At 41.2% G+C, this 1,285-nt stretch carries 2 protein-coding genes; one reads left to right on the plus strand and one right to left on the minus strand.

Annotated elements, in window-relative coordinates:
• A partial coding sequence (locus tag AC58U0_RS37230) for a transposase (protein ID WP_497383665.1) occupies positions 1-219 on the minus strand: 219 nt, incomplete at its 3' end.
• Between the two features lie 159 nt (positions 220-378).
• Between AC58U0_RS37230 and AC58U0_RS37235 the strand changes: the two genes are divergently transcribed.
• Positions 379-1,164, plus strand: a complete 786-nt coding sequence (locus AC58U0_RS37235) for an alpha/beta fold hydrolase (protein WP_497383666.1) — start codon at positions 379-381, stop codon at positions 1,162-1,164.
• Positions 1,165-1,285 lie beyond the last annotated feature (121 nt).

The raw sequence follows: 1,285 nt of genomic DNA on the forward strand, positions 1-1,285 counted from the left end.
CGAAGAGGTGATTCCTTCCTCTCCATGTTTTTGATAACGTAATACCCATCTTTTTAGTGGCGCAGAGCTCATATTTCGTTCTTCAGCAATTGTTTTATACGACGCTTTACCATCTAGATAAGCCAGGACTGCTTCTAGTTTCTCCTCGGTTGAGTATTTAGCCAAAAAAAGTGCACCTCCAATTGTTAGACTGTGTCTAACAATTGGGGTGCAGTTCATCGTGGTAGCTCCTTTTTTTGTTCATTCAAGTAAATTAGTTCAGTAAACACAGTCCCTTTCAACCGACATGGTGTGCAATCAAGGGAATAGGTATTCACACATATTTGCTAAGTGAGTATCTTATTCTTGAAGCCACTTTAGTTATTTGGGGGAACCGGTGTGGGATACTTTGTTAATGTAGAACCAGGTGTAAATTTATATGTCGAAGATATCAATCCTGAGGGCAGCAAGACCATAGTTTTTATACATGGTTGGCCGTTAAACCATAAACAGTTTGAGTATCAGTTTGATGTTCTTCCCGCAAAGGGATACCGCTGTATAGGAATTGACTGGAGAGGTTTCGGTATTTCGGATAAGCCAATAAGTGGCTACAATTATGACCGATTGGCGGATGATATCCGCACTGTAGTTGGTGTACTTCAATTAAACAACTTCACACTCGTTGGTCACTCCACGGGCGGATCGATCGCAATTAGGTATATGTCCCGATACAATGGTTACGGAGTTTCTAGACTTGTTCTTGTAGACGCTGCCGCTCCTATAGGCTTTACAACAGACACTGCCAATAAATTTCTTAATGAAACATTAAACGACCGCCCTAAGATGATGCGTGAAGTAACAGACACCTTTTTCTTTCAGTATATCTCAGCCCCATTCTCAGACTGGTTTTTTCAATTGGGATTACAGGCAGCAGGTTGGTCAACCGCATCAGTCGTAGTTATGCTAAGAGATGAGAAATTATATACCGATCTACCAAAAATATCGGTCCCTACTTTAATTGTTCACGGGATCCACGACAAAGTAATTCCATTTGCACAAGCACAGGAACTTAATCAAAAAATAAGAAATTCACAGCTTGTCCCGTTTCAATACAGCGGTCATGGCTCATTTTGGGAAGAACGTGATAAGTTTAATCAGCTATTGGTGCAATTTACTGGCTCATAGCTCTATTCAGCTAAACATTCCTGTAATGACTAAGATTTGGACTTTGTCAAAAAAGGAGCGCCTCGGTATGATGGGTTTGTGCACGGGTTCGAAACCCAATACCATCAAGGAGGCGCTCTTA

This window comes from Paenibacillus sp. J31P190 (assembly GCF_059692075.1).